The 22,830-nt window shown below is 68.0% G+C and carries 31 protein-coding genes; 10 read left to right on the forward strand and 21 right to left on the reverse strand.

Features of this window, described 5'->3' with window-relative positions; genetic code table 11:
* Positions 1-114: 114 nt before the first annotated feature.
* The 5 genes from AP234_RS18095 to AP234_RS37300 all read right to left on the reverse strand — a co-directional run bounded on the left by AP234_RS18095 (position 115) and on the right by AP234_RS37300 (position 3,990).
* A complete protein-coding gene (locus tag AP234_RS18095) occupies positions 115-903 on the reverse strand; it encodes a hypothetical protein (RefSeq protein ID WP_152990479.1) in 789 nt (262 codons plus the stop codon).
* Between the two features lie 168 nt (positions 904-1,071).
* Entirely contained in the window at positions 1,072-1,731 is a 660-nt protein-coding gene (locus AP234_RS18100) for a response regulator (RefSeq protein WP_055480856.1), read from the reverse strand.
* The gene (locus AP234_RS18105; protein ID WP_055480857.1) at positions 1,728-2,882 is read right to left on the reverse strand and encodes a histidine kinase; all 1,155 of its coding nucleotides are present in this window, start codon (positions 2,880-2,882) and stop codon (positions 1,728-1,730) included. The genes AP234_RS18100 and AP234_RS18105 overlap by 4 nt, the downstream gene beginning before the upstream one ends.
* Positions 2,879-3,712 carry a CPBP family intramembrane glutamic endopeptidase gene (locus AP234_RS18110; protein ID WP_055480858.1) on the reverse strand — a complete coding sequence of 278 codons (834 nt, stop codon included), beginning with the start codon at positions 3,710-3,712 and terminating at the stop codon, positions 2,879-2,881. Before AP234_RS18110 ends, AP234_RS18105 begins: the two co-directional genes overlap by 4 nt.
* 131 nt (positions 3,713-3,843) lie before the next feature.
* The gene (locus tag AP234_RS37300) at positions 3,844-3,990 is read right to left on the reverse strand and encodes a hypothetical protein (protein WP_160330462.1); all 147 of its coding nucleotides are present in this window, start codon (positions 3,988-3,990) and stop codon (positions 3,844-3,846) included.
* 81 nt (positions 3,991-4,071) lie between these two features.
* Between AP234_RS37300 and AP234_RS18115 the strand changes: the two genes are divergently transcribed.
* The gene (locus tag AP234_RS18115; protein WP_055480859.1) at positions 4,072-4,680 is read left to right on the forward strand and encodes a dienelactone hydrolase family protein; all 609 of its coding nucleotides are present in this window, start codon (positions 4,072-4,074) and stop codon (positions 4,678-4,680) included.
* Positions 4,681-4,949: 269 nt separating this feature from the next.
* On the opposite strand, the gene AP234_RS18120 is transcribed toward AP234_RS18115, so the two are convergent.
* A complete protein-coding gene (locus AP234_RS18120; protein ID WP_083502209.1) occupies positions 4,950-6,179 on the reverse strand; it encodes a PQQ-binding-like beta-propeller repeat protein in 1,230 nt (409 codons plus the stop codon).
* Positions 6,180-6,506: 327 nt separating this feature from the next.
* Between AP234_RS18120 and AP234_RS18125 the strand changes: the two genes are divergently transcribed.
* Positions 6,507-6,995, forward strand: a complete 489-nt coding sequence (locus tag AP234_RS18125) for a DUF5946 family protein (RefSeq protein WP_152990480.1) — start codon at positions 6,507-6,509, stop codon at positions 6,993-6,995.
* A 22-nt stretch (positions 6,996-7,017) separates the two neighbouring features.
* Here the strand turns inward: AP234_RS18125 and AP234_RS18130 are convergent, their stop codons facing one another.
* The 4 genes from AP234_RS18130 to AP234_RS35090 all read right to left on the reverse strand — a co-directional run bounded on the left by AP234_RS18130 (position 7,018) and on the right by AP234_RS35090 (position 10,611).
* Positions 7,018-7,683: a response regulator gene (locus AP234_RS18130; protein ID WP_055480862.1), complete on the reverse strand. Its 666-nt coding sequence runs from the start codon at positions 7,681-7,683 to the stop codon at positions 7,018-7,020.
* Complete coding sequence (locus AP234_RS18135) at positions 7,680-9,560, reverse strand: ATP-binding protein (RefSeq protein ID WP_055480863.1); 1,881 nt, start codon at positions 9,558-9,560, stop codon at positions 7,680-7,682. Before AP234_RS18135 ends, AP234_RS18130 begins: the two co-directional genes overlap by 4 nt.
* A 40-nt stretch (positions 9,561-9,600) precedes the next feature.
* Entirely contained in the window at positions 9,601-10,317 is a 717-nt protein-coding gene (locus tag AP234_RS18140) for a hypothetical protein (protein WP_055480864.1), read from the reverse strand.
* A gap of 114 nt (positions 10,318-10,431) precedes the next feature.
* Positions 10,432-10,611 (reverse strand): transposase, encoded by a 180-nt coding sequence (locus tag AP234_RS35090; protein WP_083502210.1) that lies wholly within the window; start codon positions 10,609-10,611, stop codon positions 10,432-10,434.
* 454 nt (positions 10,612-11,065) lie between these two features.
* On the opposite strand from AP234_RS35090, the gene AP234_RS38065 reads away from it, so the two are divergent.
* From AP234_RS38065 to AP234_RS18155, 3 genes are all read left to right on the forward strand, one after another.
* Positions 11,066-11,791, forward strand: coding sequence for a hypothetical protein (locus tag AP234_RS38065; RefSeq protein ID WP_200926581.1), 726 nt, complete (start codon positions 11,066-11,068; stop codon positions 11,789-11,791).
* A gap of 79 nt (positions 11,792-11,870) precedes the next feature.
* Entirely contained in the window at positions 11,871-12,104 is a 234-nt protein-coding gene (locus AP234_RS18150; RefSeq protein ID WP_055480865.1) for a hypothetical protein, read from the forward strand.
* Between the two features lie 87 nt (positions 12,105-12,191).
* A complete protein-coding gene (locus AP234_RS18155; protein WP_055480866.1) occupies positions 12,192-14,081 on the forward strand; it encodes an FtsK/SpoIIIE domain-containing protein in 1,890 nt (629 codons plus the stop codon).
* Positions 14,082-14,158: 77 nt separating this feature from the next.
* Here the strand turns inward: AP234_RS18155 and AP234_RS34320 are convergent, their stop codons facing one another.
* A complete protein-coding gene (locus AP234_RS34320) occupies positions 14,159-14,479 on the reverse strand; it encodes a winged helix-turn-helix domain-containing protein (RefSeq protein ID WP_083502234.1) in 321 nt (106 codons plus the stop codon).
* A gap of 108 nt (positions 14,480-14,587) precedes the next feature.
* Here AP234_RS34320 and AP234_RS18165 point away from each other — a divergent pair, with 108 nt between their 5' ends.
* From AP234_RS18165 to AP234_RS18175, 3 genes are all read left to right on the forward strand, one after another.
* Positions 14,588-14,893 carry a hypothetical protein gene (locus tag AP234_RS18165; RefSeq protein WP_152990481.1) on the forward strand — a complete coding sequence of 102 codons (306 nt, stop codon included), beginning with the start codon at positions 14,588-14,590 and terminating at the stop codon, positions 14,891-14,893.
* A gap of 145 nt (positions 14,894-15,038) precedes the next feature.
* Positions 15,039-15,248, forward strand: coding sequence for a helix-turn-helix domain-containing protein (locus tag AP234_RS18170; protein ID WP_055480868.1), 210 nt, complete (start codon positions 15,039-15,041; stop codon positions 15,246-15,248).
* Between the two features lie 56 nt (positions 15,249-15,304).
* A complete protein-coding gene (locus tag AP234_RS18175) occupies positions 15,305-15,895 on the forward strand; it encodes a hypothetical protein (protein ID WP_055480869.1) in 591 nt (196 codons plus the stop codon).
* A gap of 70 nt (positions 15,896-15,965) precedes the next feature.
* On the opposite strand, the gene AP234_RS18180 is transcribed toward AP234_RS18175, so the two are convergent.
* Positions 15,966-16,199, reverse strand: a complete 234-nt coding sequence (locus AP234_RS18180) for a hypothetical protein (RefSeq protein ID WP_152990482.1) — start codon at positions 16,197-16,199, stop codon at positions 15,966-15,968.
* A 658-nt stretch (positions 16,200-16,857) separates the two neighbouring features.
* On the opposite strand from AP234_RS18180, the gene AP234_RS18185 reads away from it, so the two are divergent.
* Positions 16,858-17,250 carry a hypothetical protein gene (locus AP234_RS18185; RefSeq protein WP_152990483.1) on the forward strand — a complete coding sequence of 131 codons (393 nt, stop codon included), beginning with the start codon at positions 16,858-16,860 and terminating at the stop codon, positions 17,248-17,250.
* 158 nt (positions 17,251-17,408) lie between these two features.
* On the opposite strand, the gene AP234_RS36365 is transcribed toward AP234_RS18185, so the two are convergent.
* The 9 genes from AP234_RS36365 to AP234_RS18220 all read right to left on the reverse strand — a co-directional run bounded on the left by AP234_RS36365 (position 17,409) and on the right by AP234_RS18220 (position 22,308).
* Positions 17,409-17,675, reverse strand: coding sequence for a hypothetical protein (locus AP234_RS36365; RefSeq protein ID WP_055480872.1), 267 nt, complete (start codon positions 17,673-17,675; stop codon positions 17,409-17,411).
* Between the two features lie 54 nt (positions 17,676-17,729).
* Positions 17,730-18,305, reverse strand: coding sequence for a recombinase family protein (locus AP234_RS18195; RefSeq protein ID WP_055480873.1), 576 nt, complete (start codon positions 18,303-18,305; stop codon positions 17,730-17,732).
* Positions 18,306-18,676: 371 nt separating this feature from the next.
* Positions 18,677-19,423 carry a hypothetical protein gene (locus AP234_RS18200; RefSeq protein ID WP_055480874.1) on the reverse strand — a complete coding sequence of 249 codons (747 nt, stop codon included), beginning with the start codon at positions 19,421-19,423 and terminating at the stop codon, positions 18,677-18,679.
* Positions 19,424-19,533: 110 nt separating this feature from the next.
* Complete coding sequence (locus tag AP234_RS37305; RefSeq protein ID WP_160330463.1) at positions 19,534-19,701, reverse strand: hypothetical protein; 168 nt, start codon at positions 19,699-19,701, stop codon at positions 19,534-19,536.
* Entirely contained in the window at positions 19,698-19,997 is a 300-nt protein-coding gene (locus AP234_RS18205) for a hypothetical protein (protein WP_055480875.1), read from the reverse strand. Before AP234_RS18205 ends, AP234_RS37305 begins: the two co-directional genes overlap by 4 nt.
* Positions 19,998-20,232: 235 nt before the next feature.
* Entirely contained in the window at positions 20,233-21,423 is a 1,191-nt protein-coding gene (locus tag AP234_RS18210; protein WP_055480876.1) for an AAA family ATPase, read from the reverse strand.
* On the reverse strand, positions 21,420-21,773 hold the full coding sequence (locus AP234_RS37310) for a hypothetical protein (protein ID WP_055480877.1): 354 nt from the start codon (positions 21,771-21,773) through the stop codon (positions 21,420-21,422). Before AP234_RS37310 ends, AP234_RS18210 begins: the two co-directional genes overlap by 4 nt.
* The gene (locus AP234_RS37315; RefSeq protein WP_160330464.1) at positions 21,770-21,943 is read right to left on the reverse strand and encodes a hypothetical protein; all 174 of its coding nucleotides are present in this window, start codon (positions 21,941-21,943) and stop codon (positions 21,770-21,772) included. Before AP234_RS37315 ends, AP234_RS37310 begins: the two co-directional genes overlap by 4 nt.
* Before the next feature lie 140 nt (positions 21,944-22,083).
* Positions 22,084-22,308, reverse strand: a complete 225-nt coding sequence (locus AP234_RS18220; RefSeq protein ID WP_235558231.1) for a helix-turn-helix transcriptional regulator — start codon at positions 22,306-22,308, stop codon at positions 22,084-22,086.
* Positions 22,309-22,419: 111 nt separating this feature from the next.
* On the opposite strand from AP234_RS18220, the gene AP234_RS18225 reads away from it, so the two are divergent.
* The gene (locus AP234_RS18225) at positions 22,420-22,821 is read left to right on the forward strand and encodes a helix-turn-helix transcriptional regulator (RefSeq protein WP_083502213.1); all 402 of its coding nucleotides are present in this window, start codon (positions 22,420-22,422) and stop codon (positions 22,819-22,821) included.
* Positions 22,822-22,830: the final 9 nt, after the last annotated feature.

Consider the following 22,830-nt stretch of genomic DNA (forward strand, 5'->3'; position numbering starts at 1 on the left):
GCCACCCGGCCGTGGCCGCGAGATACGACGAGCTTGCCGTCCGCTACGTACGACGCGACGGTGCCGGTCGCGGTCCTCGGCGAATGCTGTGACCGGCACTTCCGCCGGCGGACCCTAGCCCTTTCGGTCCGGCACCGGGGAGGCCGGTGACTGTTCGTGCGGCAGCAGATACCGCCAGGAGAGCACGAAGACCGTCCCCGAGCCGGTCCTGAAGAGCGACCGGTCATGTGTCCGCCCGGCGGGAACCGCCTTGGTGATCGCCCTGGCCGCCGCCCCCTCGACGTCCCTCTGCCAGACCGGGTCCACCACGCCGGAAGGCTCCGGAACGTCATCGGGCCACGGCGATGGCCTGCCCTCCGCCGACGTGACCCCTTCGGCGACCACCCTGACGCGGTCGGCGGCATAGTCGGTGCCCTCAGCGGCGGCCCGGGTCGCGAGCCCGTCCATCAGCTTCTCCGCGTCCACCAGTTGCTTCGGATAGAAGTCCGCGAGCTGCTCCAGGGCCGGGACCCGGACCTCCAGCATCTTTCCGTCCTTCCCCCGTACGCCGAGGACGGTGTCCGGCACGTCCGTCACCAAAGGTGCGCCCGGCTTCGGCTCCGCGGTCGGGGGTTGCCCGCTCAGGTGCTTCGCCATCCGCGCGACCACCTCGCCCGCCTCGGCATCGGTGAGCGTCATCCGCTTGCTCGCGTCGACGATCACCAGGCCGTCGCCGTACAGCACCACCCTCGGCGGACGCAGCACGTTCATGGTCGCGGTCACGAACCCGCCTTCCGCGCCCCACCAGGCGACCGGCCTCGCCGGTCCGTCGTCGGCCACGGCCACCGACGTGCCCGGTTCCACTCCTCCACAGGCCGCGGTCAGCGCCGTCGCCGCCACGAGCAGGATCATTCGCAGTCTCATGCCTCCACCACGTAAGCACCCTCACCGTGGTTCATCCTCGCGCGGCCATGATCCTTCAGCGTGGTGGAACCCCGGGCGTTCACGCCCGGGGTTCGCACACATAGCGCGTGGACGACGGTCCGTCCCCTGCGTACACCGGGATGTGTGTCCGATCGTGGTCGATGGGTCTCAGGTCACCAGGCCCCGGCGGTAGGCGTAGACCACGGCCTGTACGCGGTCACGCAGGTCGAGCTTGGTGAGAATGCGTGAGACGTACGTCTTCACGGTTTCCTGGCTGATCACCAACACCGCGGCGATCTCGCTGTTGGACAGGCCGTCGGCGATGAGGCGCAGCACCTCCAGTTCGCGCGGCGTCAGCGGGACGTCGCCCGGCGTGCCCTCGGCGGGACGGATCCGCGCCGCGTACCTGCCGACGAGCTGCCGCGTCACCTCCGGTGCCAGCAGCGCGGCACCCGTCGCGACGGTGCGGATGCCGTGCAGGAGTTGCGCCGGTGGGGCGTCCTTGAGCAGGAACCCGCTCGCCCCCGCGCGCAGCGCCTCGTACACGTACTCGTCCAGGTTGAACGTCGTGACCACGAGTACCTTGACCGGATGCGCCACCCCGGCGCCGGCGAGCAGGCGGGTCGCCTCGATGCCGTCGAGCACCGGCATCCGTACGTCCATCACCACGACGTCCGGGTTCAGCCGGCGGGCGAGGTCGACCGCGGCGCGGCCGTCCCCGCACTCGCCCACCACCTCCAGGTCGGACTGCGCGCCGACGATCGTGGCGAACCCGGTGCGGATCAGCGCCTGGTCGTCGCAGATCACGACACGGATCGGTGCGTTCACGAGGGCCTCCCGGCGGGGATGGACGCACGCACGGCGAAGCCGCCGTCCGCCCGCCGGTCCGCGCTGAACTCGCCGCCCAGGGCGTCGACCCGCTCGCGGAGCCCGGCCAGGCCCCGCCCGCTTCCGCCGGGGGAACCGGTCCGCGAGGTGGAACGATCGGTGTCGACCTCCACGGCGATCTCTCTCTCGCCATAGCGCACGCGCACCACGGTACGGCTGCCATGGGCGTATTTGAGGGCGTTTGTCAGAGACTCTTGCACGACCCGATAGGCCACGTACTCGGCGCTGCCGGCGGGTTCCGCCGGCTCGCCCTCCTCGGTGAACTCCACCGGCTGCCCGGCCCGGCGCGTCTGCTCCACCAGTGTCCGAAGTTCCCGGACGGACGGCGTCCTGACGTCGGTGTGATGGTCGGGGTTGAGCAGGTCGAGCAGGTGCCGAAGGTCGGTGATGGCCCGCCGGCCGGTGTCGGTGACGGCGCTCAGCGCCGCATCGAGTCGATCGGGTGCGGCGGTCAGGTAGCGTGCCGCCTCGGCCTGCACGACCATCGCCGTCACGTGGTGGGTCACGACGTCATGGAGCTCGCGGGCGATGCGGGTGCGTTCGGCAGTGCGGGTGGCCTCGGCGATGTGGCGGCGGCGTTCGGCCTCGGCGGCCCGGGTGGAGCGCAGCCAGGCCCCGATGCCCCACGCGAGGACCAGCACCAGGTAGAACGTCACGTATCCTTCCGGCCCCTCGACCGAGCCGGCCCGGTCGAGCGCGACCGCCAGCGGCAGGTACGCCGCGGAGAGCAGGGCCACGGTGACGCGCCGGTGACGCTCCAGACAGGCACCCGTGCTCACGAGCGCGATGGGCAGTGCGGTGCCCGCCACCGTGTGGTAGGCGCGGAGCTGGTCGAGGGCGAAGCCGAGCGACACCAGGACGAGACAGACGGTCGGCCACCGCCGGCGGACGGCGAGCGGGAGGCACTCGAGGGCGATCACCAGAACCGCCGGTGCGTCGAAGGGGCGGGTCGGCAGGTCGCCGAGCTGCGTCCCGTAGCCGCGCAACGCCGGCAGGAAGGAAGCGACGGCCAGCAGCAGCGCGAACGGGAAATCCCGGACCACGACGTCACACCGCCGCCACCGGTCCGGGACCCACCGCAAGTCGATCACCGGGCGAGCGTAGCGGTCGCGTCGGCCCGGGCGCCGCGCCGCCGGGGGACCAGATTGCCGCGCCGGCGTGCCAGCCACAGGAACACGATCGTCAGCAGCAGGCCGAACACGACCGCGTACGGGCTCGCCTCCGGCCCGAAGTCGCCGCCGGTGAGCAGGGCCGGGCCCGAGGACACGCCGTTCAGCAGCCCCTGCGTCGCGCCGCTGCCGGAGACCTCGGTGCTGAAAATGCCGGCCGCGGCGAAGTTCCAGCCGAAGTGCAGGCCGATCGGCACCCACAGGGTGCGGGTGGCGGCGTAGGCGGCGGCGAGCATGCCACCGGCCTCGATCGCGATGGCGATCGCGCCCCACAGAGTGGCGTGCTGGTTGGTCAGGTGCATCAGGCCGAACACCAGGCCGGTCAGCGTCAGCGCCGGCCAGGTGCCGGTCCGTTCCTCGACGATCCGGAACAGGATGCCGCGGAAGATCAGCTCCTCGCTCACGGCGACGGCGGCCATGACGCCGAGCAGCCCGATCGCACCCGTCACCGAGCCGAAGCCGTCGATCCGGTAGCCGCCCAGGAGGGCGATGTTCACGATGACGGCCGCGAACATCCCCATACCGATCAGTAGCCCCCGGCCGACGGCGGCGACGGCGCCTTTCCCGCCCACCTCCACCGGCGCGCGGCGCTCGGACCACCGCACCACCCGGGCGTACACGAACACCAGAAGTACGGCTGTCGCGACACCGAGGACCAGGGTGAGAAACGTGTTCCCCTGCACCGCACCCACGCCCATGCTGCCGACGAAGGCGACCACCCCGACGGCCACGAGCTGCTTCAACAGTCGCATGACGACTCCTTTACGAGATTCCGCGACACGAGCACCGCGGCTACGTCGAGAACGCTAGGGATTCGACGGCCTGGAATCGTCACCGCGCGGTGGACATTCGCGGGTAGCTCGCACGGGGGACAAGTACGCCGCTACTGATCTCGCGTCACCTGCCGGAGGTCGCCGGGACCGCGGAGCTCGGCATGGGCGGAGCCGGCGACCTTCTGCCCGACCGGTTTCCCCCGCCCCTCGTACGGCACCCGGACCGGCTCACCCGCTGAACCCCTGTCCGCGAGCATGACCAGGTCGGCAGCCCTGAAGACGGCGGGTCATACTCGTGCAGGGGCGCTATCCGGGTGCAGCGGCACGAGGGGAGAGACATGGCTGAGGTGCTGGTTTTCCACCACGGGCACGGACTGACCCAGGGCGTCCGCGAATTCGTCGAGCAGCTGCGACTGGCCGGACACACCGTCCACGTCCCGGACCTGTTCGAGGGGCAGGTCTTCGACAGCCTCGAGAAGGGCATCGGCTACGCCGAGAGCACCGGGTTCGGCACGATCATCGAGCGCGGAACCGCCGCCGCCGAGGGGCTGCCTGCGGAGCTCGTCTACCTCGGGTTCTCGCTGGGCGTCCTGCCGGCGCAGAAGCTGGCCCAGACCCGCCCCGGTGCAAAGGGCGCGCTGTTGCTCGAGGCATGCGTCCCGGTCTCGGAGTTCGGCGGTGCCTGGCCCCGGGACGTCCCGGTCCAGGTCCACGGCATGGACGCAGATCCGTTCTTCTCCGGGGAGGGCGATGTGGACGCCGCCCGCGCACTCGTCGACACGGCGGCAGATGCCGAGCTGTTCCTCTATCCGGGCGACAGGCACCTGTTCACCGACAGCGGTCTTCCGTCGCACGACGAGCACGCCGCAACGCAGGTCACCCATCGGGTGCTCGGCTTCCTCGATCGCATCAAATGGCCCGGCACCCTCGCGGCATGCTCGGCGTAGTCGTAGAGGACCTCCGCACCATCGGGCAAGGGGTGTTCCAACCCGAGTTCGTGTTTGATTGCGTCGATGGCAGGCCGGGTTCCCATCGTCACAGGTCCTTCTGGGACCTGACGAAGGACGAGCGTTGACGATGCTGACGTGCGGGTCGCTCACCGGAGGGCACCTTCGTCCACGCACAGCCCGTTGATGGTCTGCTTGAGGGGTTGTAGATCGTGCGGTGGCGCTGTCGCAGATGTCGCCGGTCGGCGGACAGAAACGGCTGGTCGGCCTTATCCCGTCGCCGCTCTCACGGCATGTACCTTGTCGCCGCTGGTGGAGATGTACACGACACCGTCGGCTACCACCGGCCTGTAGATCCCGCTGCCGGTTTCATAGGTCCAGCGTTGTTCGCCGGTCGCCGCGTCCAGGGCGTGCACCATGTTCTCGCCGTCATCGTCGAGATACACCACACCGTCGGCCACCACCGAATCATCGGGGTAGTAGTCGCCATCGGAAACCTCGTAGGTCCAGCGTTGTTCGCCGGTCGCCGCGTCCAGGGCGTACATATCGCCCTCGATGTTGCGGACGTACACGACACCGCCGGCCGGCGTCACGCTGACGTAGGGGCCGCTGGTTTCGGAGATCCAGCGTTGCTCGCCGGTCGCCGCGTCCAGGGCGTACACCCTGGCACTGCCGACGTACACGACACCGTCGGCCACCACCGGACGGACGTAGAGGCCGTAGCCGATTTCGTGGGTCCAGCGTTGTTCGCCGGTGGTCGCGTCCAGGGCGTACACCTTGCCCGTCTCGTCGCTGAAGTACACGGCGTTGCCGGTCACCGCCGGGCTGAAGTCGACCCTGGCGCGGTTACGGAGCTCGTGGGCCCAGCGTTGCTCGCCGGTGGTCGCGTCCAGGGCATGCACCACCCCGCCCGCTTTGTTGCCGACGTACACGACATCTCCGGCCACCACCGGCCTGAAGCCGCTGCCGCCGGTTCCGTGGGTCCAGCGTTGTTCGCCCGTGGCCGCGTCCAGGGCGTACACCCGGCCCGTCTCGTCGCTGAAGTACACGGCGTTGCCGGTCACCGCCGGGCTGAAGCCGACCCTGGCGCGGTTACGGGTGTCATAGGTCCAGCGTTGTTCGCCGGTGGCCGCGTCCAGGGCGTACACCCTGCCGTCATCGGTGGTGTATACGACACCCTCGGCCACCACAGGATCGGAATAGCCGACCGCTGAAGGAACTCTGGGAAGTCGGTGGGTCCAGCGTTGCTCGCCGGTCGCCGCGTCCAGGGCGTACATCCTGTCCTCGCCGATCTCGCCGCCGAGGACGTACACCACGCCGTCGGCCACCGCCGGCGCTGAGGTCCCGTAGCCGATGTCGTAGGTCCAGGAGGGGGTTATGGCCACGGTCGCCGTCACTGCCCGCCACACGAACCCTGAGACGACGACCAAAACGCCGATTGCCAGCCCTGTGACCGCCCGCTGCCATCTGCTCCACTGACGCCCGCCTACACTCTTCATCTCCCGGACTTCACCGCTATCTCTCCTCGGGGTGCTCGCATGCCTGGAGCCGGCTTTGGCTTCGCGCCCGGCGCGAAGGCTCCGAATGACGCTATGGGCGGGCGCTGGAGAACGGCTTGTCGATCACTGGGACGGTCGTGTCTGTCAACGGACGCCGACTACTGGCGCCGGGTAGTCCGATCGGCAGGGACGGGCCGCCGTCTACGGGTGCCGCTTCTAGCGTGTCGCCGGACGCGGCGGCAAGGTAGGCCAGGTGGTTCGTATGGACAGGTAGTGGCGCGGAAATCCCGTCGACAAGGCTCCTCCTGGCCACCTATGTTGCAGATCATGGCAGATAACCCCGTTGTGGGTCAGTGCGACTGCGGTGCAGCTGCCGGCCCGCTGGGCGTGTGCGTGGACTATTACCACGCAATCCTCTCTGAAGAGCAGGCCGATCCTCAGATGTACAGGTGGCACGCGCCTGTGGTCTGTGCCTATCTTCTGCAGCATCCTTCCAGAGCTCACGAGAAGTACCTTGATGGTCAGTTCCGCCAGCTGCAGCTCTATGTGGACAAGGGCCTTGACGCGCTGCTTCGCGCAGCGGCTTATCAGGTGGCGCGGAACAGGCACGGAGCACGGTCGAGCTACGACATGGCACCATTGGCGGCATATGAGCCGCTTCCGCCGGGCGGACCTCCCAGGCACTTCCGCGCTACGTTCTGCGGGTTGCCGTTCAGGGACGGCAGCTTCGTGTCTGATGGGCATCTGGCATACGGATACCGCATCGAGACCATTGCCGAGGCGACTGTGGAGTCCTGGAGATCTATCCAGGCCTGATACCCGAAGGCCGCGGCAGGGCTCAGGGGAGGCCGATCTGGGGTGCGTTCGTTCGTCCAAGCCGGCGCTCGTCTCCTCTGCGCATAAGCCGAGCGACGTCGTGCCGGTCCTCGGCCTGGAGCTTGAGCACAACGTTGGAGACGTAGTTGGCCACCGTCTTGCTTGACAACCCGAGACGTTCGGCGATGATCGGGTTCGGCAGCCCCTGGGCGAGCAGGTGGGCGATCGCCCGTTCCCGCTCGGTGAGCGACTGGTAGCCGGGCGGCTCGTCGTCCGTGGCCGGTGCCTCCAGACTCGGTAGCGGAACCCCCGGCCCGAGCATCGTCGCCCCGGACTCGGCGGCCCGGATCGCCGCGACGATCTGTGCCGGTAACGCGTCTTTGGTGACGAACCCGGCGGCGCCGGCCTCGAGTGCGCGGTGCACGGTCACACCGTCGTTGTACATCGTGATGACCACGACACGGACCTCGGGGTGCCGAGCGGTGATCTGGGCGGTGACCGTGATGCCCGACATATCTGGGAGTCCGAGATCCATGAGCACGACGTCCGGTGCCACGGCGTCGACGACGGCAACCGCCTCCCCGGCGCTGGCGGCCTCCCCGGCGACCTGCAGGCCGGACGCCTTCAGGAGCGCAGCGAGTCCGCGGCGGAAGACGGGGTGATCGTCGACGATGACGACGCGAGTCATGAGGTCACCTCCTCGACGGGCCGGGGTGGCGGGGCGGCGTGCGGGGTCGGACCGGAAGGCAACGACACGTGGACTCGAGCGCCGCCCCCCGGTGCGGCACCGAAGAACGCCGTCCCGCCGAGCTCGTGGGCGCGCTCCCGCATCGACGCGAGCCCGATCCCCTTCCCGCGGCCTGTCACCGCGGGGAAGCCGACTCCGTCGTCGGTGACCGTGATCTCGAGGGCCTCCTCCACAAGGGCGAGACGTACGGTGCACTCGGTGGCACGGGCGTGACGCCGTACGTTGGAGACGGCCTCCTGGACGATCCGCAGGGCGGCGATCTCGACTGCGGCGGCCAGCACGAGCCGGTTTGCGGGCGCGTCGATCCGGACCCGCAGACCGCCGCCCACCCGTTGCACCCGCGCCCGCACCGTGGCGACCAGGCCCTCGTCGTCGAGGATCGGTGGTCGAAGGTCGTGGGTCAGCTCGCGGGTCTGTGCCATCGCCGAGTTGACGTCCTTGACCAGCGTGTCGGCCACCGCGGCGGCCTCCGGGTCGCCGTCCCTGACGAGGGCGGCGACGGCCGCCGCCGACAGGCCCAGGCCGGCGAGGGTGGGGGCGAGGTCGTCGTGGATGTCGCGGCGCAGCGCCTTACGCTCCTCGGCGCGCAGCCGGACGACCCGCGAGCGCGCTTCGCTGAGTTCGGCGAGGGCCCGGGCACCGTGCAGCGCGGGGGCGGCATGCAGGGCCAGCCGCCGAAGCACGGCGGTGTCGCGCCGGGTGAGCGACGTCTCACCGCGCCGGGGCGAAACGACCAGGGTCGCCAGACGCTCATCCTGGTAGGTCACGGGAATCGCGAACTCCGGGTCGCCGACCGTCCGTACCCGTGCCCGCAGGACTCCGTCCCCTCGCAGCTCGGCACCGTCGAGGGAGAGCGCGTCGACGACGGCTCGCAGGACCACGGCGGGGACCCGGGCCGCGTCCGGCTCCTCGGCCAGCGCCCGGCCCAGGTCTCGTACGGCACGGCCCGGGTCCGGCCGGCCCCGGTAGACCAACCAGTCCGCTGCGGCGCCCGCGAACCGCGCGGCCGCGACCGCCGCGGCAGCGCCCGCCAGCGCGCCGATCCGACCGGCCGCCGGCGCCTCGGTGCCCAAGGCTTCGAGCGCCGTCGTCGTCGCCCAGTACGGGATGCCCACCGCGGCGAGGAGCACGAGGCCGGAAACGACGACGCGCAACGCGACATCGACATCGAGGAGCCGAGGCCGCAGGAGTCCGATCAGGAGCCCGACAGGGATGGCCAGCACGACCAGGTTGCCAACCGCGTGCACCAGAGCCGGGCTGTCATCCTCGATGGTCGTTCCCACGCCGACGAGGAGACCAACGCACCCGCTGAGCGCGACGAGCATCGACAGCACCACCCAGCGCACGCTCTCCCGCTCGGCGGTGGTGGCCCGCCGCCGGTAGCGGTAGATCTGGCCGGCGAGCAGGAGTAAAGTCGCCCAGCCGACCGCCCGCCACCACGGCTCCTCTATCACCGTGCCTTTGGTGACGATGGCCACCACCCCGAACCCGGAGAGTGTCAGGGCCGGTACGGCGAGCCAGCGTGGCGTGAACCTCCCATCGGGGTACGTGCCGAGCAGCACCGGCAGGGCGACGAAGCTTGCGCCCAGCACCACCGGGGTGATGCTCTCGCCCTGGGCCGCCGGGTTCAACACGTCGAAGACAAAGACAAGGCTCCAGGCGACCGACACGACCGCGAGGGCGCTCGCCACGATGGCGAACCTCGGCTCGGACCTCCTGCGCCGCACCGCGGTGGCCCCCAGGATCACGACCATGGGCCACACGACCCCGTGCCACGCGATCAGGGTGACCAGAAGGGCGATCTCCCCTGGCCTCATGAGATGAGCCTGCCAGGCCCGGGCGGGGCCGCCAATGGGCTCACCGGCTCCGGCGCAGCATCGACACCCCGGCGACGATGAACGCGGGCGCCGTCGCAAGGACACCGAACGGCTGGGACAGCGCAAGCATCGGCACGAGGCACACCGCCGCGGCGATCAGGGCGACCACCGCCGCAGGCAGCCCGATCACGCCCGCCCGGCGTCCCGTCCGCCCCAGGCCGATCAGCCAGCTGGCGGACGCGACAGCGGTCAGAGCGAGTACCCCGGCGATCACGACGCTGCCCATATGAAGTGCCACCCGCATGGTCGGCTCGTCCGCCCCGATCTCGGCCATGGCGCGCGCCACCGAGCTGTAGAGGCCGATGCTGAGCCCTGCCAGCAGGAGCCACCCGCAGGCGGCGACGATCCCCAGGACGTGCGCCACGCCCCACCACGGCGAAGCGTCCCGGGCACCGGTGCGCACGAGGCGGCCGACTCCGAGCACCGCGGCCAGGAGGCCGATGCCGACACCGGTGAAGACTGCCCCCTCCACCGGGCCCTGCCAGAAAACATCGGCGATCTCCGTGGGCGAGAGGAACACGTTCTCGGGGCCGGAACTGGTCGCCTCCATCACGGCTACCAGGATGGGCTGGAGGAAGTAGCAGACGCCGCTTAGCGCCGCCCCCCAACCCGCGAACCGGTACAGCTTCCGGCGGTCGACGGTGCCGGTGACGGAGGGGGTGGGCTCGGCGGACTGCGAGTGAGAGACGGAGGTCATATCGCGTTCCTTCTGCTTGGAGGCTGCTTGGTGTACTGGCTGACACTCCAATCAGTAGGAGCACGACTTCCCGGGAAGGAAGTGAGAGGCATTCCCAGGAAGCGTGGGACGCCCTCAGCATCCCGGGTGGCCTGCACCTGCGCGAGCAGACGCTCCAAGGTCCCGTCGGCCGACCAGTGGCCGCAGGTCCCGCCATGGCACCCCGGTACGAGCCCGGTACAGCACCCCGTTGATGACCATGCGGTGCTCACTCCACCGCGGCCGAGGGCTGCTCTTGGTGACGTATGGCTGCACGGCCTAGAAACGATCAACGGCGTCCGACCGGTGCGAAGTCGCTGGTCAGACGCCGTTTTAGCTGGGTGAGCGGAGAGCGTGGGATTCGAACCCACGAGGACCGTCACCGACCCTAGCGGTTTTCAAGACTCCTGCCCCGTATGGCGGCTCACGTTAGGTGGCGTTGACTGGCGTTGGCTGGCAGTAAACGCGCACGTCACAGCCGCTCTCATGCGTTGGCTGGCGTTGGTTGATCACGGCCGTATTCGGTCGTGTTGTTCCCATCGTGTTCCCATCCGGTCACGTGGACCTCCGGTCCCGATCAGGCAAGCCGTCCCCCTACAAGGCGGCCCCGGAAGGCGGTGATGGAAGCACCGGCCGGGGCCTTGATCGGAACAGAGGTCCGACCCATGCAAGACCGTACCAACCCCTGCCCTGCATGCTCTGCCGCCGCGATCCTCCTGGGGGTGGAGCTGTGACCCGTCGCTGGCCCCTCCTCCTGCTCGCGCTGCCCGCGTTCGTCGCGACCTGGTCCGGCTGGGTCGGCCTCGGCGAACTGACCGGCTTCGGCCCGGTCAAGCCGCTGCCCGGCATCTCCGACTTCGAGGTCAACACGGCGATCACGCTGCCCATCGGTGTCGAGACCTACGCCGCGTACGCCCTCGGCGCGTGGCTGTCCGGCCGCCAACTCTCGGCGGCGACGCGGACGTTCGCGAAGTGGTCGGCGATCGGCTCCCTCACCCTGGGCATGCTCGGCCAGGTCGCCTACCACCTGCTCGTCACAGCCGGGATGCAGCCCGCGCCCTGGTGGATCGTGACGGTCGTGTCGTGCCTGCCGGTCCTTGTGCTCGGGATGGGCGCCGCACTCGGTCACATGCTCCACCGGGACGCGGCAGCCGCCCCCGCGCAGGATGCGCCGGTCTCGGTCCCGGTCGTCGAGGTGGAAGCCGTGCCCGGTGACGAACCGGTCGAGCAGTCCGTCGAGGAAGCGCCGACCGCCCCGGAGCCGGACGACGACGCGCCCAGGTACGTACCTGAGGCCCTGCCCGAGGAGCTTGCGACGCAGGCCGCGAGCCGCTTCCTCGCCGATGTCATCACGGGCGACGTGCCCGGTGTCCGCCGTATCAAGGCCGAACTCGGCATCGGCCAGGACAAGGCGCAGCAGGTCAGGGCGTACCTGACCACCCTCGCGAACGCCTGACCCCCGTACCCGGCCCTCGGGTCCAAGCCGCCAAGCCGTACCTGAGGGCCGACCTTCCCAATGAGGAGAGGAGACCGTCATGGGTCTGTTCAGCAAGAAGAAGCCGACTCCTGAGCCTCCGGTACGTCGTGACCAGGTGCTCCGTCTGATCAAGCTCGGTATGGAGGAGACCGACGCGGCCGACCGGGACATCGACGAGATCGACAGCCCCCTGTTCAACGCGGCGAAGGCGCGCATGGATGCGGAGCTGAACCGGAGCACGCAGGCCGAGATCAACGCCGCCTACGACGCGCTCAAGCGACACGGCTACTGACCAGCACGTCCCTGTATCCGGCCCTCGGGTCCACGCCTGCAAGCCGTACCCGAGGGCCGACCTCCCACCTGGAGAGGAAGCCCCATCATGTCTCAGCCCGCCGAAGAACACGAGGGCATCGTCCTGCCGTTCCGTCCCGCAACCCTCGTGCGTGACGCACCTGACGTACCCGATGCGCTTGACGAGCCGATCGAACCTGCTCCGCGTGACCGGGTGCTCACCGCCGTCCGGGTACGTGCCCGCTCCGGCGCGCTCCGTCTCGCGACCGTACGGACACCACGGCGGCCCGTCCGCGCGACCCTCCGGCATGCCGGGTACGGCCTGCAGGGGTTGTCTCGTGGCGCGGGCCGGTGGTGGCGGTGGGTCACCACCGCGGAGTACGACAGGCGGAAGGACGTGCCGCCCGTCCTGGTCGAGACGGTACGCAGGCGCCGCCGTCGCACGTCCTACACGCTGGCCGGGCTCACCCTCGGCGGAGGGTTCGCCGGGTGGCTTGTGTGGTGGCCGGGCCCGGTCCTCGCCGCCGGGGTGGCCCTCGGCGTCGCGTCTGCTGTCGAGCAGCACATCACCCGCAAGGCCGCCCGCGAGCAGGGCAGGGAAGCGCTCGGCCCGAACCCTGGCAGCAAGGCCGTACGGCGCGCGGTGGCCGCCGCTGGAGAGCTGGGCAAGTTTGACGACATCCGCGTCCTGTCGCCTGGTGTCGTCCGCCTGGACGGAGCATGGTCGGCCCTGGTCGAGCTTCCGCCCGGCGTCACCGCCGCCAAAGCCGTACGGCGTCGTCTGGAGCTCGCGGCGGCGGTCGGTGTCGGCCTGGCCCAAGTGTCGATCGACCCCGTCAAGGGCCACGCGGGACGGTTCGAGCTGTGGGTTGCTGACGATGACCCGCTCGCAGGTGACGCCATCGCTTCCCCGCTGGTGTCCCAGACCGAGCCGTTCAACATCTGGTCGGACAAGGTCGCCGCAGGCGTGGACGTGCGCGGCCGACCGATCGCCTTCCGACTCCCCGAACGGTCACTGCTGACCGGTGGCGAGCCGGGTGCGGGCAAGTCCGTCGCGTCCAACAACCTGCTGTGCGCCGCGGGACTCGACCCACGAACGCGCCTGGCCCTGGTGGACGGCAAGGGCGGGGCTGACCTGCTCGACTACGAGCCGATCTGTGAACGGTTCCTCGACGAGCCCGACGTTGAGGCCGTGCTCGGTCTGCTCACCGACTACCAGGAGGAGATGACCGACCGGTACCGCAAGCTCAAGCAGGTCGGCGCTAAGAAGGTCACAGCGGAGATCGCCGAAGAGCTGGACATGCACCCGATCCTGCTGCACATCGACGAGTTGCAGGTGTTCACCACCGACGAGAAGAACGGCAAGAACATCGTCAACCTGCTATGGGACCTCGTGTCACGCGGCCGTGCGTCGGGGATTACCGTCTCGGGTGCTACTCAGCGTCCGGCCGCCGAGGTGGTGCCGTCCAAGCTGCGGGACATCCTGTCGATCCGGTGGGCGATGCGCTGCACCACCCCGCAAGCCTCGGACACGATCCTCGGCCAGGGCTGGGCGGGGCGCGGGTTCAACGCGGCCCTGCTCGACTCGACGCAGCGCGGCGCCGGTTTCCTTCTCGCTGAGGGTGCGCTGCCGCAGCCGATGCGGACCTACTTCATCGGCGACGACGAGGTGAAGTTGTTGATGCGGCGGGCGTACCGGTTCCGGGAGTTGGCCGGCACTTTGCCAAAATCGGATGCCCGGCCTGGTGTGCGGCTGCTGAAGGCGGTGCTCGCGGCGTTCGCCGACGAGGAGCGGCGTTGGACGATTGACCTGCTCTCCGAGTTGACCACGCATCAGGGGTTCGAGGGGTGGACCGCTGACCAGTTGGCGGACGCGCTACGGCCGTACGGCGTGACGCCCGGCCAGGTGAACATCGGCGGGACGAACCGCAACGGGTACCGGCGTGGGGACGTTCTCAGGGCGTTGGAGAGGGCCTAGAACCGGGTCTTAACCCCGTCTATGCGGGGTCTACAAGTAGGGCGGGAGGGTCTACCAAGTAGACACCCGCCCTACCCTCATAGACCCTCGTTGACCTGCGATGTAGACGGGTTAGACGGAGGTAGAGGGAGGCGGGGCGATCCCTCGTTTTCGGCCTCCTGCTGGCTGTCGTCGGTGGCCGCGACGAACGTTCCCTTCTGCGGCAGGGTGACGAGCACGCCTTCGTCTCGTAGGCGGGCGACAGCGCGACGGACAGTCCCGACAGCCACACCAAGTTCCTCGGCGAGCCGCCGTTCGGCAGGGATCGGCATGCGGGGCTGGTATCGGCCGTCCGCTATCCGGCGTTTGATCTCGTCCGCAACGGCCTTCCAGGCGTACACGTCGGGCGGGATTTCCATATGGTGCACGCTACTGAGCTGCACAGATGCGGTTACCAGCAGGTAGCAGCATGCTGCACTATCAATGAGGAGGTAGCAGTATGTAGCAGTGTGGTTCACACTGTGGGCATGACCGCCAAGCCAGACGACATCCCCGAGTTCCACGCCGTGCAGCGGGATCCGCATACGGGCCTGTGGTCGGCAATCCACACCCGCTCCTGTCGCGTCATCGAGGCCACCACCTTCGACGGCCTGGAGCAGCGGGCCTGCGCCGTCCGCATCGCCGAGTCCTGGCGCAACCCCGCCCCCGTGCGCGACCTCACCGACGCCGACCAGGCGCGCACCCATCTCCGCGAGACCGCCGAGCGTGCCCGCCAGGTGCTGCACCTGATCTCCCGTCGTTGGCGCGAAGAACAGGCCCGGCCCGCCGAATGAGCCCCCGGCCGTGCCCTGGACGTCCGGTCAGGGGCGCGGCTGGGATTCAGCGTGCGGCGGGGCCGACGCCCAGCGCGGGTGAGCCCACCGGCCCCGCCGTACTCTCCGGAAACCCGCCGAGTCGGGGCTGGCGTACCCTCACGTCATGCGTGGATGGGTCGATCTCGACGAAGCGGCTCAGCGGGCCGACGTGTCCCGCTCGACCATCAGTCGGTGGATCTCCTCCGGCCGGCTTCCGTTCGCTGAAGTCCTCGGCCGCCGCTACGTGAAGCTGCGGGACCTTCTGACGGTGGAGCGGGAACGCCATCTGTCACGAGGCCGCCCAGGCCCACGCCTACGGGTCAGGGACTCCTAGCCAGAAGCAACCCGGATCAGCCTCCAGTGCAACCTCTGTCGCGCTGGAATACGTCTGTGAGCAAGCACCAACATCGGAAGCCTGATCTCCTCCGCGCCGCAAGAGCTACCATCGCGCTGGGCGTCGTCGTGGCGATCCTTGGGATCATTCGGTTTCTCTATGCGGAGTGGCCAAACCGCGTCGATCTAGAGGCTGGCATTCAGTCTGTACTTGAGACATTCTCGAAGACACTGCTTATCTACGGGGGTGGCGTAGTTGCGCTTGCCGGAGCATGGCTCTATGAGCAGGGCACGAAGCGCGAATATCGGCAACGTCTGGAGAAAGCTGCCGAAGACCCCCGACAACGACTCGAGGAGCGGATCCAAGCGGTCAGCGCGGCGTTCGCCGAAGCAGCCGCACTCATGGGTGACCTACAACGTGACCTTGCTGCCCAGCAAGTTGCACGCGAAGCGATCCTGGCTCAAGCAGAGGAACAGCAGCGGCTACTGTCGCTGAACCAAGAGCAAGCGGAGAACATCCGGCACATCCTGCTCGGTGAAACCAAAGCTACGATCTGGGCCGAGCGGCGTCAGCAGTGGTTCTTCTTCGCCCTCGGTGCCCTGGTCTCGATCCCGATTGGCGCGCTCATCAACCTGCTGGTCCCGTAACGGGACTGCATTGGCCCTGAGCATGAATCACCTCCGCCGCCGGTCACCGAGGGGGCGGAGGTGATTGGTCTTAGCGTCGCCTTCTTAGCAGGCGGTCGATCACGTCGAGCGCTGCCGCCCGACGGGTCGATCGCCTCGACCAGACAGCCGGATAGATCACACCAAAGATCAGCGACGCGACCAAGGCCACACCCACGATGGCGACGGGCGTGGACAGTTCGGAGATCTCGGCCACGGCGGCGATAGAGAGCATGCGCCTTCCCGAATCGGCCAGCGTGGCGTCGAGTAGTACCGTGGTTTTCAAGGGCGGCACCCTTCGTAGGTCGTCCTACCTGCAATGAACGGCCCTTCCGCTGCAACGGGAGGGCCGTTCGCTTGCCAGCGACACCCTCCGGGCCTCCACGAACAATAGAGCGGCGGTACGTGAGCTGTTTCACGTACTCACGTCCCCGCGAAGGCAGGGAGCGTCTATATGCCCAGCTCAGCGCCTTTCTGCTACTCACGGATTTAGCGCACGCGGAAGATCGCCTTGGCCTCTTTCTCCTGGTAGATGACGGTGGCCCGTGGCAGGGACATCCATAGTTGTCCGAGTCGGCGAATAAGTCGTAGGAGAGAGCAGGAGCGCTCTGGGCCTGCATCTCGTTATGACAGGGAGGCCCTGCAGCCAGCACGTCTACACGCTGGGTCGACAGTTCATATCACTACTATGTCGACGGTCTGCTCTACCTCTTGGGAGTCTCATGGAGCAGGATTCCCAGCCAGAGCGGCAAGGGCTCACGATGCTGGTCTCGGTTACGAATGGATCAAGACGCCTTCCAAGTCCGGCAAATCCGATGGAGTATCGGCTTGCTTTGAATGGATCGACGGAGGTCGTCATGGGTTGGTTCAGCAGGCGTAAGATCGCGACACCACAGCCGCAGCCACGTCAGCGGCAGATGTCGGAACGCGAGCTGGAGACCCGCATGGCCCAGCTCGACCAGACCAGCCGCATCCGAGAGGCTGCCGAGCGTGCAAGCCGGGTGGACGGCCGCCGTCTCACCGATTGGATTCCTATCCTCGACCAGCTTCGAGCCCAGAAGCGGGAAGACGAAACCCTCGCACTGCTGGAGCGGCTGTTCCCAGCCAACGAGGCATTCGCACAGATCATGAGGGATGCGCCCCTTGCCACGGACACCGATGTCAATCCCTTGGTGAGCTTCTACGAGCGGGCCGCGATCATCTACCGGCGTAGGAAGAGCTACGCCGCCGAGGTCGCCGTCATCGAGCGGTACCTGTCCCACTGCCTGCCCGGCCAGGCATATCCGAAGATGGTCGAACGCCTCGACAAGGCGCGCAAGCTCCTTGCGGCCGGATAAGGCAGTAGCCAGCCGGTGATCCGCCGCCCGCACACGCGGGCACGCCCGTCCACACGGCTAGGCTCGAACCGTCGAGCATGACGGACCGTCCTCGGCAGGCCCGGAGACGAACGACGGCCGTGCACCCACACCGCCTGGGGTGCACGGCCGTCGCGTTCTCACCGCCAGCCCAACCGCTCCTCCAGCTCCACGACCGCCGGATCGTCGTCAGGCACACCATCGGCCCGCAGATCCGCCAGCCGCACCACCGCCAGCGACTGATCCCGGTCGAGCCGCGCCACCTCGCCGGCCTCGTCGTGGATGCCGGTCACCGTCCACCACATGGCGGCGACCATGCCGCGCTCGTCAAGGGCGAACCGCTGCAACGCGATGGTCATGCCGTCGAGGGTGCTGCGGATCACCCCGTCGCCGAACCTGATAGCCACACGATCAGCATGCCGTCTCGGCCAGCCCGGCGAGCAGGCCGGATACGCGGGTCGTCAGTCCTGCTTGAGGTAGCCGTATACGGTCGTGCGCTTCACGCCAAGCTCGTCGGCAATCTGCTGGACCGTCCACTTCCGCTTGCCGTCCTCGCCCACCTCGTCGTACATCTCCCGGGCGAGCTGGGCCTGACGGTCGCGGAGCTTCTTCGGCCGGCCCCCGTTGCGCCCACGGGCTCGCGCGGCGGCCAGCCCATCATGGGTGTTCGCGATGATGAGCTCCCGCTGGAACTCGGCGAACACGGAGAACATGCCGTACATGGCGCGGCCTTCGGGGGTACGGGTGTCGATGCCCTGCTCGGTGACGAGGAGGTCGATGCCGCGCTCCCGCAGCTCGTGGCCGAAATTGACGAGGTGGACCATCGAGCGGCCGAGCCGGTCCAGCCGGGTGACGACGAGGGTGTCCCCTTCGCGGAGGAGCTGCATCACGAGGTCGAACTTGGGTCGGCTCGCCTTGGACCCGCTGATCTTGTCCAGATGGATGTTCTCGGGGGCGACTCCGGCGCGAGTGAGGGCGTCGGTCTGGTGGTCGGGGTTCTGGTCCGTGGTCGAGACGCGCGCATATCCGATCAACATGTGTCGATAATAGCGAGCCAAGACCGTTTATCGTCATAGTTTTCCGACGCGAGTTTTCGACGTTCTTGACCTCATGGAACGCGAAACGATCACTCCTGTCGAGAAACGATCGTTTTTCGACAGCCCGTAGCGCTCCGGAGTGGACGCTTTCGCCACTCCATCACTAGCGTCACATCATGATCCGCTCTCTCAAGCGTCTCAGGTCCACGCAGAGACACGATTAGCACCATGCAAAGGTAAAGACACCAGGACGCTAGCAAAGCGCGTCAGAAACGCTCTCGGCGCTTCCTGAGGCATTTCAGCACGTCAGAACGCGAGAAAGCCCCGCACCGTTGCAGTGCGGGGCTTCCCAGCAAGCAGCGACGAGGAGATCACGCCGCCGCGCCGCCGAAGTCACCACCCGACCGCGACGGCACCCGCCGCTCCACCACGCCGTTCGTGACGCTGATGCCCGAGCCGTTCGCCTCGATGTCGGCCAGCAGCTCGTCACGACGCAACCGGGCCGGACTGTCCCCCAAGGCTGTGATGTGGGCGCGGCCCTCGTTGAGCGCCCGCGACACCTCCTCGGACTGCTCGGCCAGCTTGTAGCGCATCCGCTGGGCGACACCGGCCGTGCCGGGCGTCACGTCGGCCGCCGCGCGCTGCGCCGCGTCGAGCACCCCGCGGATCGTGGCCGGCGACACACCCCGGTCGCGCGCCCATGTGTCGTACTCCTCGGCGAGCGCCCTCAGCGCGGCCCGGTCCTTCTTCGACCTCGCCTCGGTGATCAGCGCGTCCACCTCGTCGCCGAGGTCGAGCCGCTTACGGGCGCGCTCCCAAGCGGCCTGCTTGCGGGTCTCGTCGAGTAGCTGCGTCTGCATGTCCGCGACCTCGGCCGACTTCTCGTCGATCCACCCGTTCATCTCGTCACGGGCGCGGGTCGCCTCTGCCCCGAGCTGGTCGAGCTGCGCGCGGGCCTCCTCACGCAGCCTCGCGGCCTGGCGCTCCTTCTCCTCGGCGTTCCAACGCGGGTCACGCTTGAGCGCGCCCAGGTCGTGCACCAGCTTGCGGCGGATCTGCGTCGCCTTGCCGGTGATGGCGGCCAGGGTCAGCTCTGCGTCCAACGTGTCGTACGGCAAGATCCTTCTCCCCCTTGATCATTCTCTTTTCGGCCCTTCCGACCGAACATGCCTTCGGTTTCGGCGTTAGCTCGTCTTGTGGGTTGTCTGTCGAGTGGTGTTTGTGCTGGTCAGTGGCCTATGCCGAGGTGGGCGACTTTGACCAGGGCGGCGTTGGTGTCGGCGTGGGTGGCGCTGTTTCGGGACGAAACCAGCTCGTTTCGGAGTGTTTTGACGTGGTTTTCGAGCAGGATCAGCCGGGTTTCGAGGGCTCGTAGCCGGTCGTCGTGGTCGCTCATTGGGTGATCCTCACCTTGGCGTGGGCCTGGTCGAGATCGCGTCGGAGCATCACCGGCGGCTGAGGTTCCGTCACGACTTCGAGGGGTGTTCCGCTTGCCTGGCAGGGCTTCCCGTTGGGGGCGCGGTGGTACCTGATCAGGCTGTCCAGCCGGCGGGCGATGTCACGGCCGCATCCGGGGCAAGTGGGGCGCTCGAAGGTCGCGATGAACTTGGCCAGGCGCTGCGCCATCTGCTGGGCAGTGATCCCGAGGTGCTGCGACAGCATGTTGATCGCGTTGGGCATGGTGTCTGCCATACGTTCCTCCTCGCGTAATTACGATGAGATGAAATAATTGGGAATATTGGTTCTGACCTGCGGTTTTACGGTGGAACGTATGGTGGAACGCATGGGCACGTATGGAACGTATGGACGGCCCTCGTGTTCCACCATTCGTTCCATACGTTTCACGCTCCCCTATGGATAAAAGCCCAGGTCAAGCCCATTCGTTCCATACGTTCCATGCGTCTCAGACACGTAGGAGGGATCGTGATCATTGATCGTCATCCGGTTGCGTGCCAGGCAGGGACCAGAACGAGGTGCGGTCTTTCCCGAACCCGGTCTGCTGCATCTTGACCTTGAGCTTGCCCCGCGCACGGTGAAGGCTGGAGGCACTGATGCCCTCCTTGCGTGCTGCCGCCTTAATGGCCGAAGACTCATCGCATCCGCCTCGGTCAAGCAGATAGCTGCGGAGCCACACCACCGTCTCGTTGGTCTCCTCCCGGTTGGCGTCCGGCATCGCTTCCCCGCGCATCACCTCGCGGACCGACGTGTCTGTCTCCGGGCCGAGAACGAACCGCGAGACGTGCGACGGCCCTTCCTCGGTCTCGACCGTGACCGGCTGGATCGTGTACGTGTACGACGGCACCTCCAGACGCCCCAGGTTGTTCTTCTCTTGGGAGACGACGAACTCCGTTCCGCCGTCCTCGGTGTCCCGCTGGGCGAACGCGATCAGGGAGCGGATGAGCTGGCCGAAGGCGCCGGAGCCTGCAACACGGGCGAGCGGGTCGGCCGACCCGCTTTTCGTGAAGTGGGCCAGGCCGAGGATCGTGAAGTGGTGCTTGTCCGCTGCGGTAACGAGCGGTTCGAGAGCCTGACGGACCTCAGCGGCCCGGTAGTCGTTGATGCCCTTGTCGATCATCGACAGGAGCGGGTCAGCGACAAGGAGCGCAATGCTGTAAGCCTCAGCGGCCTGCCCAAGGAGCGAGGTGTCCACCGGCAGCGTGAGCCGCGCATGCGGCTGTCCGTCGTCCTTCACATCAACGCGGAACACAAGGTCGAGGTCGGCACCTGCCGCGACAAGCCGCGGCGCGATGGTCTGCGACCAGGAGTCTTCCGTGGCCGCGTAGATCACCCCTCGCGGCTTGCCGTACAGCTCCCCGTGCAGTTCACCGCGTGTGATACGCGCGGCCAGCCACACGGCGAACTGCGACTTCCCCAGGCCAGGCCCACCAGCCGCGATCGAGAGTGTGTTCATGGGGATGCGCCCGTGTGACGTGGGCGGGGCACCTTCTGGGGTGGTGTCCCACAGCCACCACACGGGCCGGATCCGAATCGCCGATGCAGGCGTGAGGACCAGTTCCCGCCGAGGTTGATCGGCTGGCACCTCTTCGGGCCAAGGAACATCCTCGTCGGCGGCCTCCTGACCGTCGATGATTCGCAGGACGCGCTTGTGCTCGCTCACGCGGCCCCCCTCGTCGCCTGCTGGCCCAGGTAGTCGCCGCCGCGACGGCGGACCGAGTCGGCGCGGATGCACATCGAGCAGCGCCCGCACTTCGTGCTGCACGGCAGGCCGGCCGCGTCGGCGGCAACCCACCGGGCAGGGTCGGCACGGGTCGTGGTCCTGCGGACCTGCTCGGCCATGCCCCGCCACTCGGCGGCCATCTCCTCGACGGCGCGCTGGTAACCGACGTCGTATCCGTCCTGGTAGCCGACGTTGAAGCCCTCGGCGAACGCCTGGGTTTCGCGGCGGCGCTGGGCGTCGAAGTCGTCGACGAGACGGGCAGCGGCGAGAAGACCTTCACGGTCGATCACGCGGCCACCCCCTCGAACCGGGCTTCGAGCTCCCACGCTTGCCAGCCATCACGGATGCGGCGCTGCACCTCCAGGTACAGCTCCAGTCGGGTGAGGCCGAACGTGCTCGGCCCGCCCGCGCTGGCGAGGCAGTCGAGCGGGTCACGGTGACCGCAGGGGAGCGGCAGCATGCGCCACGCCGCGTTCCTGCGCCTTGTCGTTGTGTCGGCCTTGTCGTCGTCTATGCTGAGGGCAGTGTTGATGCCCCTCATGGACATCTGATCCGAAGGCCGAGCCCCGCCAGGCTCGGCCTTCGGCGTCTTAGAAGGGATCACGCGGACTCCCGCGCCTTCTCCTGCTCCCAGCGGAGCAGCTCGGACTCGCGGTAGAGCACCTTGCGCCCGAACTTCTCGCCTGTCGGGCCGCAGCCGATGTGGCGCCAGTAGCGGATGGTGCTGGGGGAGGTGCGGTAGCGCTGGGCAACCTCGGCTGTGGTGAGGAAGGCGTCCCCGAGGGTGCTCTTAGAAGGTGCTGCGTGTGCAGCGGGGGGCATCATGGATTCCCTTCTAGGTGAAGCTGTTTCACGTAAACGAGATACAGGTGTCCCGTTTGTAGTCGTTGATACACGATGATTGCGCGAGTCGCAACTTCTCTTTAAGGTGAAACCATGACACCTGAGGACCCCGTGCGAGTGGTAGCCCGCCGCGTGCGGGAACTCCGCCGCCGCAAGGGATGGACAGCGGCTCAGCTAGGGGAAGCCCTCACGGCACAGGGGGTGCCCTGGGACCGCTTTACAGTGTCGAACCTGGAGAACGGCAAGCGGCAGAACGTCACCCTGACCGAACTCCTGGCGCTCGCGACGGTGCTGGACGTTGCCCTGGTGCACCTGTTCGTCCCGCTGAACGACAATCCGGTCAAGGTCACCCCGAACCGCACCGAGGACGCCGACACCGTTCGCGCGTGGGTGCGTGGCCAGGAACCGCTGCCGGGGATGGACGAGCGAATCTTCATGACCGAAGTCGCCATCGCTGACCTGATCAGCGCGCGGCGGGCGAGCCGCGGCGAGTAGGAGGCCCAG

It is taken from the genome of Sphaerimonospora mesophila (assembly GCF_001417795.1).
GTDB lineage: Bacteria > Actinomycetota > Actinomycetes > Streptosporangiales > Streptosporangiaceae > Sphaerimonospora > Sphaerimonospora mesophila.